General features: G+C 34.3%; 6 protein-coding genes. All 6 read left to right on the top strand.

Going from position 1 to position 9,458, the window contains the following annotated elements:
* Nucleotides 1–430: 430 nt before the first annotated feature.
* The 6 genes from proC (at nt 431) to PBT91_RS06715 (ending at nt 9,346) form a co-directional block, all read left to right on the top strand.
* Nucleotides 431–1,273 carry a pyrroline-5-carboxylate reductase gene (gene proC / locus PBT91_RS06740; RefSeq protein WP_270061013.1) on the top strand — a complete coding sequence of 281 codons (843 nt, stop codon included), beginning with the start codon at nt 431–433 and terminating at the stop codon, nt 1,271–1,273.
* 30 nt (nt 1,274–1,303) lie between these two features.
* Nucleotides 1,304–2,080, top strand: coding sequence for a glutamate 5-kinase (gene proB / locus PBT91_RS06735; RefSeq protein ID WP_270061012.1), 777 nt, complete (start codon nt 1,304–1,306; stop codon nt 2,078–2,080).
* 107 nt (nt 2,081–2,187) lie between these two features.
* Nucleotides 2,188–3,387, top strand: coding sequence for a glutamate-5-semialdehyde dehydrogenase (locus PBT91_RS06730; protein WP_270061011.1), 1,200 nt, complete (start codon nt 2,188–2,190; stop codon nt 3,385–3,387).
* A gap of 136 nt (nt 3,388–3,523) precedes the next feature.
* Nucleotides 3,524–5,395 carry a M61 family metallopeptidase gene (locus tag PBT91_RS06725; protein WP_270061010.1) on the top strand — a complete coding sequence of 624 codons (1,872 nt, stop codon included), beginning with the start codon at nt 3,524–3,526 and terminating at the stop codon, nt 5,393–5,395.
* 149 nt (nt 5,396–5,544) lie between these two features.
* Nucleotides 5,545–7,548, top strand: coding sequence for a monovalent cation:proton antiporter family protein (locus PBT91_RS06720; protein WP_270061009.1), 2,004 nt, complete (start codon nt 5,545–5,547; stop codon nt 7,546–7,548).
* Nucleotides 7,549–7,726: 178 nt separating this feature from the next.
* Nucleotides 7,727–9,346 carry an ABC1 kinase family protein gene (locus tag PBT91_RS06715; RefSeq protein ID WP_270061008.1) on the top strand — a complete coding sequence of 540 codons (1,620 nt, stop codon included), beginning with the start codon at nt 7,727–7,729 and terminating at the stop codon, nt 9,344–9,346.
* The last annotated feature ends 112 nt before the right edge of the window (nt 9,347–9,458 follow it).

Raw genomic sequence — 9,458 nt, 5'->3', positions numbered from 1 at the left:
GAGTTTAAAATGCACGGTATTCACAAGATTTTAGTTCAAAAATTAAAAAGCGGGACTAAAGTTTCTGCCAGCTTATCAGTTGCATTTGTCAGTTCGGCAGCTATAAAAAATAATTATTAATCATAGAAAATTTCAATACATACATAGCGCGCTCATTTCAATTAATAAATTTTATGATATTTTAACAATAATAAAATCTAAATATTTGTGGCTAAATACTCTCCAAACACCTTCTAGCGACCTTTATATATTGCTTTAAATAATATAAAGTTCAGAATACATTCTTTAAATCTTTGCATTTCTTTAACTCCAGTTGAGATTTTGTTAAAACAATTTCATCCTATATTAAGCCCTCTTAAATTTTGTGAGCAGAAACATACATTTTGGCTCGCACGGTCTTTGAGATATAAAACAAAGTTTAACTAAATAAATGCGACAGAGGTCGCAAACAAAATTGAAAAACATAAAAATGAAAGTATTAGTTATTGGAGCAGGAAATATGGGACTCACTTACGCCGAAGGAATGGCGAAAAGCAGTCTGCTAAATCGAAGAAATCTTATGATTTTCGATAAATCTGCCGAAGTTATTACCGACTTAAGTAAAGTAGACCATTTTGATGTTTTCGATAAAATAGACCATTGCTTACCGCAAGCAGATATTGTATTTTTAGCTGTAAAACCATATCATACCGAAGAGCTTTTCAAAGAAATAAGCCCTATGGTTAATGACGAACAAATTTTTGTTTCCTTAATGGCAGGTGTTACCATTAAAACCATACAAAATGGCTTAGGCATCAAGAAAGTTGTTAGATCTATGCCTAATCTTCCAGCACAAGTTGGTAAAGGAGTTACTTCTTACACCGCTGCGAAGGAAGTTTCTAGAGTAGAACTTTTAATGGTTAGAAATTTGTTGGATACCACTGGCGAATCTATAAAAGTTAAAAACGAAAATTTCATAGATGCCTCTACAGGTATTAGTGGTAGTGGACCAGCATACGTATTCTATTTTATGGGATCTATGCTTGAAGCAGCTTTAAAAATGGGATTCTCTGAAAATGATAGTAAAGTTTTGGTTAGCCAGACTTTTGAAGGTGCAGTAGAACTTTTTAATCAGCACGATCTTTCGCCAGATACTTGGATGGAAAGAGTAGCCTCTAAGGGTGGAACTACAAGAGCAGCTTTAGACTCGATGGACGATAATAATGTGAAAGAATTAATTAAAGAAGCGGCATACGCAGCCTTCAATCGTGCTGTAGAACTTGGCGAAGAGTAATTAACTAACTAATACTATCAAAATTTTATAATGGAAACTAAAAAGAAAAGAATTGTCGTAAAAGTTGGTACTAATGTTATGACCAATAAAGACAATAGAATTCTGGGACCAATACTTAAACATTTAGTAGAACAAATCTCAGAGTTATACGAAGAAGATATTATGACGGTTTTAGTATCTTCAGGTTCAGCTATTGCAGGTAAAGAAATCTTGGGAGAAATTAATATCAAAGAACCTTCAAAAAGAAGACAAGTATACTCTTCAGTAGGGCAACCAAGAATGATGAGACATTACTATAGTATTTTTCATGACTACGGAATGCGTTGCGCCCAAGTACTTGCCACTAAAAGAGATTTTAGCCCAGGGATTCATAGAGAAAATATGATTAACTGTTACGAATCTTTACTTTCTGAAGGAATAATACCGATTGCGAACGAAGATGATGCCGTATCAGTCACCATGTCGATGTTTTCTGATAATGATGAACTAGCTAGTCTTGTAGCTGAACTTATTGGTGCAGATTCTCTTATCATTTTAAGTGATACAGATGGGCTTTATACTGGACATCCAGATGATGACGATTCTGAAAAACTCAATAAAGTCCAGGTAGATCAAAATGTTGAAAAATACGTTCAGGAATCTGGTAAAGGTGAAGGTGAAGGTCGTGGAGGAATGGAGTCTAAAATTAAGATTGCAAAAGAAACAGCCTCTAAAAATATCACTACATATATCGCAAATGGTAAAAGACCTAATGTGATTCTCGATATAGTGAAAGGTAAACCGGTTGGAACCAAATTTACCTCTTAAAATAACTCTGGAATACACTAAATAACTAACCAACCAATTTGTAAGATTCCAGAAACTAAATAAAATTAAATCCTATATATAGGATTAAACCACTAAAATTAGATTAAATGATACTTTTAAATTCAGATAAAAAGAATAACGTTTTAAAATCTATGATGCGCATCCTAGATGAAAAACGCCAAGAAATTATCACAGAAAATAAAAAGGATCTTGAAGCTTTTGGAGAAGGAGATCAGGCGATGTACGATCGACTGGTTTGTGATGATAAAAAAGTGGATGGTATGATTACATCTGTAAAAGATGTAATGGAACAGGAAGACCCTGTTGGCCAGACGATCGAAAAAAGAACTTTGGATACTGGTCTGGATATCACTAACAAAACGGCACCTTTTGGAAACATCATGATTATTTACGAATCTCGTCCTGATGTGACTATAGAAGCTGCCGTACTTGCTTTTAAAGCCAATAATAAGATATATTTAAAAGGTGGTAAAGAAGCAATAAATAGTAATAAAATTCTTGTGCAATGTTGGCATGATGCACTAAAGGAAAATGATTTAGATTCAAATTGGATTGAGTTATTGCACCTTAGTCGACCAGAAACTCAGGAATTCCTAAAAAACCCACCAGTACAATTAGATTTAATAGTACCACGTGGTGGAGAACGACTAATAGGTTTCGTGAAAGAACATGCTACAGGAGCAGTTTTAGTAAGTGGTAGAGGAAATAATTTCCTTTACGTTTCTAAAAATGCCGACTTTGAAACTGCAAAAAAAGTGATGCTAAATGCAAAAATCGATAAGATTTCTGGTTGTAATGCTTTAGATAAAGTTTTAGTAGACGTTAATGTTCCTAATTATGAAGAAAAGTTGAAAGAACTTCAGGAGATGTTCAAATCTAACGAAGTCAAAATCTTGGTTGATAAGGACGTTAAAAAAATACTTAGTGACGAAGAAGAAGTACCATCAGAATCTACGTGGTATGAAGAATTTCTTGCCATGAAGATTGTAATTGGTAGTATTGATGGTTTAGACGCTGCTATCGAAAAAATTAATAAATATTCAGGTGGGCACTCTGCCTCCATTATTACAACAGATAAAGCGGAAGCAACTAAATTTATGGAACAAGTAGATAGTGCTGCTGTTTACCATAATGCTTCTACCAGATTTACAGATGGTGGCCAAATGGGAGTTGGTGCAGAATTAGCAATTAGTACTGATAAATTACACCACCGCGGGCCATTAGGATTAAAACAATTAACAACAAATAAATATTATGTGTTAGGTGATGGACACATTAGAGAATAATTTCAATTTAAATTGAGACTTAAAAAAAGAGTGGCTTAAAAAGTCACTCTTTTTTTATATCCGTACCCAAAATAAATTATAATAAAATGTAACAATTTCTGTTAGTAATAGTCTAAATAGGAAAGAAAATAATACAATGAAGAAAATACTGTATACAGCGGCTTTATTGGCCAGTTTGTACTCATGTAAGACCACTCAAAACCTAAGTTCTAAAGATCAGCCGGTTATTGCTAAATTAGATCTGGTAAATGTTGAAGACGACAAAGTAAAAGTTACCATAGATCCTGCAAAAATCACTACCGAAGAAATTAGCTTTTTTATCCCGAAAACCGTTCCCGGGACCTACTCCACCGATAATTACGGCAGATTTGTAGAAAATTTTAAAGCCTATGATTACGACGGTAACGAATTACAAGTATCGCACAACGACGACAACACCTGGACAATAAGCGACGCTAAAAATTTAGATAAAGTTTCTTACCAGGTAAATGATAGTTTTGATATCGAAGGCGAAAAAGATGTATTTTCTCCAGCAGGTACAAATATCGATGCTTCAAATAATTTTATGCTGAATTTGCATGGATTTGTAGGTTATTTTAATTCGCTGCAGGAAGAACCTTATCGCATAGAAGTTACACGTCCAGACGGTTTAATCGCAGGTACAAGCTTAATTTCTCAAACAAAAAATGAAGATAAAACTGACAGCGTTAGCACAGATATTTATAATGTAGGTCGTTACTTTGAAGTTACCGATCATCCTATCATGTATGCAAAACCAGATACCACTAGTTTTGATGTACAGGGAATGAAAGTTCTTTTGGATGTGTATTCACCATCTGGGAAATTTTCAGCACAAGATATCAAGCCTGGCATTCAAAAAATGATTAGTGCGCAAAAGCAATTTTTAGGAGACATAAACGACACTAAAAAATATGCGATATTACTTTATCTTTCAAATCTAGAAGCTCCAGATGCTCGTGGTTTCGGTGCTTTAGAACATCATACCAGTACGGTAGTTGTACTTCCTGAAACAATGACGAACGAGCAGCTTGATGAAAGTATGAAGGATGTGGTTTCGCACGAATTTTTCCATATCGTAACACCATTAAGTGTTCATTCTAATGAGATTCATTATTTTGATTATAACGACCCTAAAATGAGTCAACATTTATGGATGTACGAAGGAGTTACTGAATATTTCGCCAACCTTTTTCAGGTAAATCAAGGCTTGATTGATAATCAGGATTTCTATGACCGTATGGCTGATAAGATCAAATCTTCAATGAATTTTGATGATACAGTACCTTTTACGGTGATGAGTGAAAATATTTTAACTGATGAATACAAAGACAGTTATTATAACGTATATCAAAAAGGTGCGCTTATTGGTATGGCATTAGACATCAGGCTGCGAGAATTAAGCAATGGTAAAATGGGTATTCTGGACTTAATGAAAAAATTAAGTAAGAAATATGGTAAAGATAAACCCTTTAACGATGAAGATTTAATAGGTGATATCGTAGACTTGACTTATCCTGAAATTCAAAATTTCTGCGACTCGTATGTTACCGGTGAAACTCCGATTCCTTACGACGAATTTTTTGCTAAAGTTGGTCTTGAAGAGCAAAGCAAAATGGTAAACACAGGATATTTTCTGCATGGCCAGGTTCCTTATATCGATGGCGAGCCAACTTCCCAAGAATTATTTTTTAGAGAAGGCATTAAATTGAATAGCTTTCTTGAAGAATTAGGTGTAAAAGGCGGTGATGTTATCAAGAAAATTGATGGGACTGAATATACAATCCAAAATGTATATGCCCTTATTAATAGTTCTAGATCTTGGGAAGAAGGAAAAGAAGTGGAATTTGTTATAGAAAGAGATGGTGAAGAAATGACATTAACTGCCACAACTTCCCAGCCACAAACTGAAGAAACTTCGATCACAGAAATGGATTTACCAGCTGGAAGTCCAAAAGTTGAACTTAGAAAAGCATGGCTTAAAAATTAAATTATAGTCTTTAAAAGACTGAATTATTGCTGCTTAGAATTTTTCTTTACTATCTAAAGTTGGATAGTTTAAAGATCAATTTTAAGCAGCTTTTTTTTTTCATTTAATTCAGCTAAATTACCAACAAACTAACCTAAACCAATTTACTGATGGAAATCCCAATTTTACAAGATATTGTTGTTATTCTGGGATTATCTGTACTTATAATTCTGGTTATTCAAAAGATAAAAATACCCAGTATACTTGGCTTTTTATTAGCGGGGATTATTGCTGGACCGCATGCTTTTAATTTAATAAGCAACGGCCACGAGGTTGAACTCTTAAGTGAAATTGGTATTATTTTCTTACTTTTTGTAATTGGGATAGAACTATCTTTAAAGGGCCTCGCCGCAATTAAAAATACTATTTTTATTGGTGGTGGTTTACAGGTTGGTGGTACCATTTTATTTACAGCTCTAACAGCCCAGATTTTAGGTTTACCCTTAAATACTTCTATATTCCTTGGATTCTTATTTTCTCTAAGTAGTACAGCAATTGTTTTAAAATTATTTCAGCAACGTGGTGAGATCACTTCTCCCCACGGAAGAATTAGTATAGGAATTTTAATATTTCAGGACATAATTGTTGTTCCCATGATGCTACTTACACCAATTTTAGCTGGAAAATCTGATAATATCTTAATGACCGTTGGGATTTTAGTAGGGAAAATTGCACTGGTTTTGGTAGTGATCTTACTTTTGGCAAAATATGTAGTACCTAAAGTTCTTGGTTGGGTAGTAAAAACCAAAAATCAGGAGTTATTTATTCTAACCGTTGTTGTTTTTTGTTTTGCGATCGCCTGGTTAACAAGTTCAGTCGGTTTGTCGCTTGCCTTAGGTGCCTTTTTCGCCGGACTTATTATTTCTGAATCTGATTATAGCCATCAGGCCACAGCCAACGTGCTTCCTTTTAGAGAAATATTTATTAGTTTCTTTTTTATCTCTGTAGGAACGCTTTTGGATTTAAAGTTCTTTTTCTCCAATATTGGCTATATTCTTCTCTTAGTACTTGGGGTTGTTCTACTAAAAATGCTGGTAATAGGGATTACAGTTTTGGTACTTAAATACAAACCTAGAACGGTGTTTCTTACATTATTTAGTCTATTTCAGGTAGGTGAATTTTCTTTATTACTATCTAGCGTTGGTCTAGAAAATGGATTGCTTCCAAATAATATTTACCAGTACTTTTTAGCAATTTCTATTTTAAGTATGGCGCTAACGCCGTTTTTGATTATGAATGCTTCTAAGCTTACCTATGCTATTTTAAAAGCACCCATTCCTTCAGCTGTACGCTATCGCTTATCCAACATTAAGAAAAACACTCAATCTGAAGATCAATTTTCCGAAGAAAATTTAACCGACCATATTGTAATTATCGGTTACGGTACTAATGGAGAAAACATTGCAAAAGCCGCTAGAAGCGCAAATATTCCTTATGTAATTGTCGATATCGATCCCGATAGTTTTGAAAATGCAAAACGAAATAATGAACCAATTGTTTTTGGAGATGCTACCAATTCAGTAATTCTAAAACATATCCATATTCAGGAAAGTCGTGTTGTAGTAATAGCGATTTCTGATGCTACGGCAACAAAAAAAATAATCAGTTCGATAAGATTATTTACACAAACTGCATTTATTATCGTACGAACAAGACAAGTAAAAGAAATCGAGGAAAATCTTCGAGTGGGCGCAGATGAAGTAATTCCGGCAGATTTCGAAACTTCCATAGAAATATTTACGCGTGTGTTGAAGAAATATTTAGTTCCTTACGATGAAATTGTAGATTTCACCAGCAGTATTCGGTCAGCAGATTACGAGATGCTTACAAAAATTAAAGACAAACCACATAATCCTGCATTGCATCATTTAAATATTCCCAATAAAGAGATTGCCACGCTAAGTGTTCAGCAAAAAAATAAAAATATTGTTGGAAAGACTTTAGAGGAATCTGGTATTGCGAAAAATTACGGCGTTACAGTATTGGCGATTAAACGCGACACTCAATATTTAACCGAAATAACACCTAAAACAAAAATAAAAAGAGGCGATTTAATTTACATTTTTGGTAATCCTTCAAATATAAATCACCTTAACAGCTTGCTTTCTATTTAATCCAAAAACAGGATAAGATACATTCAAAGTAGTGGTAGCTTATCAAAGTGCTAAAAGTAACAAAAGAAGGACTGTTAGAATTCTAAAGAATCGTAATTTGCAGGGAATGTAATGCTACAAAGTGCCTATGTCTCTATTGCCAGAAAACTTTAATCGCTATAGAAAATTTTTCGGTTTTATGCTGAAATATGGAAATAGTGATCTTTTTAAATCGACTACTGCTAATGCTTTTGATGATGCTACTAGCAGAAATGAAAACCAAGAAGAGTTTGATCGATCTCCAGAAGAATTAGTAGAGGATTTAAAAGCCATGGGGCCAACTTATATCAAACTGGGACAATTACTGTCTACACGCCCCGATTTACTTCCCGATGCGTACTTAAAAAGGTTAGCCACACTCCAAGACGATGTACCTTCTATTACTTATGAAGAAGTACATCAAATTGTTGAAGAGGACTTAGGAACCAGAATTTCGAAAGCCTTTGATACCTTCGAAAAAACACCTATTGCCAGTGCATCCATAGGACAAGTGCATTACGCTACGCTTAGAAGTGGCCAACCAGTTGCAGTAAAAATCCAAAGACCGGGAATTAAGCGCAAGTTTTTGGAAGATATGGATACACTCCAGGAAATGGCAGAACTTGCAGTTAAGCACTCCAAAGTCGCAAAAAAATATGCTATAGATACGGTCTTAGCAGAACTGCGACGAATTTTAATGAATGAGCTAGACTATTCTAAGGAACAACAAAACCTTATCACTTTACGGGAAAACTTAATTCCCTATAATTATCTGATAGTTCCAAGACCAATCCCAGATTACTGCGGAACCAGAGTTCTCACAATGGAATTTATCGACGGGAAAAAAATCACTTCTTTATCGCCACTAAAACAACTGGAAGTAGATTACGCGCCAATGGTCGATCAATTGGTTGAAGCTTATTTGCAACAAATTATAAACGACGGCTTTGTACATGCAGATCCGCATCCTGGCAATATTCAATTTACCAAAAACAGTAAAATCGCACTTATTGATCTTGGTATGGTTGCAAAATTTACCAGCCACATGCAGGAATGCATGCTACAGTTATTAATTGCTATTAGCAATAATAATGGGCCCGAAACAGCTCATATTATCATTAATATGAGTGAAACAGATGAGGAAAGCGACCTTGTTACCTTCAACAAAATTATAAGCGATATTATTTTAGACAGCGAGAACAGCCCGGCGAAAGAATTACAAACGGGTCGCTTATTAATTCAGTTAAATAGACTTACTGCTGAAACCGGAATCCGTATGCCAGTTGAAGTAAATATTTTAGGTAAGATTTTGCTGAATATGGATCAGATCATCGCAGTTCTTGATCCCGATTTTGATTTAAGAGTTGCCATTAAAAAGCACGCACAAAAAATCATGCAAAAGAAGATGTATGATGAATTGAAGCCAGAGAATTTCTTTTCAATGCTTTTGGAATCTAAAAAATTATTAGAGCATATTCCAGAACGACTAAATAAAATAACCGAAAACTTAGCCGAAAACAAATTTAAAGTAAATATCGAAGCTTTAGACGAACAACGTTTAACCGACGGTTTTCAAAAAATAGCCAATAGAATAACTCTAGGAATCATTATCGCTGCCATGATCATTGGGGCATCTATGCTAATGCAAATTCCTACCGAATTCGAAATTTTTGGTTATCCGGGATTTGCTATTTTGTTCTTTATTTTAGCTGCTTTTCTAGGTTTATGGTTAGCTTACGTGATCATTTTTAGAGATAACAATCTTAATAATAAAAAATAGGAAAGAGCATTTTTTTAAATGATTTCTATCAATATCAGGATTAATTTAAAGGTAAAAACCAACAGTTTTTTGCAGACTAAGGGAAATAGCAGTATTTTTCAGCAATAACCCT

Origin of the sequence: Zunongwangia sp. HGR-M22 (assembly GCF_027594425.1) — a bacterium.
Classification (GTDB): domain Bacteria; phylum Bacteroidota; class Bacteroidia; order Flavobacteriales; family Flavobacteriaceae; genus Zunongwangia.
This window is presented reverse-complemented; position numbering and strand designations above follow the sequence as displayed.

What these genes read in the sequence shown, in the direction of transcription:
- proC (WP_270061013.1), top strand. Translation starts at nt 431, where the DNA reads ATGCGACAGAGGTCGCAAACAAAATTGAAAAACATAAAAATGAAAGTA.
- proB (WP_270061012.1), top strand. Translation starts at nt 1,304, where the DNA reads ATGGAAACTAAAAAGAAAAGAATTGTCGTAAAAGTTGGTACTAATGTT.
- PBT91_RS06730 (WP_270061011.1), top strand. Translation starts at nt 2,188, where the DNA reads ATGATACTTTTAAATTCAGATAAAAAGAATAACGTTTTAAAATCTATG.
- PBT91_RS06725 (WP_270061010.1), top strand. Translation starts at nt 3,524, where the DNA reads ATGAAGAAAATACTGTATACAGCGGCTTTATTGGCCAGTTTGTACTCA.
- PBT91_RS06720 (WP_270061009.1), top strand. Translation starts at nt 5,545, where the DNA reads ATGGAAATCCCAATTTTACAAGATATTGTTGTTATTCTGGGATTATCT.
- PBT91_RS06715 (WP_270061008.1), top strand. Translation starts at nt 7,727, where the DNA reads ATGCTGAAATATGGAAATAGTGATCTTTTTAAATCGACTACTGCTAAT.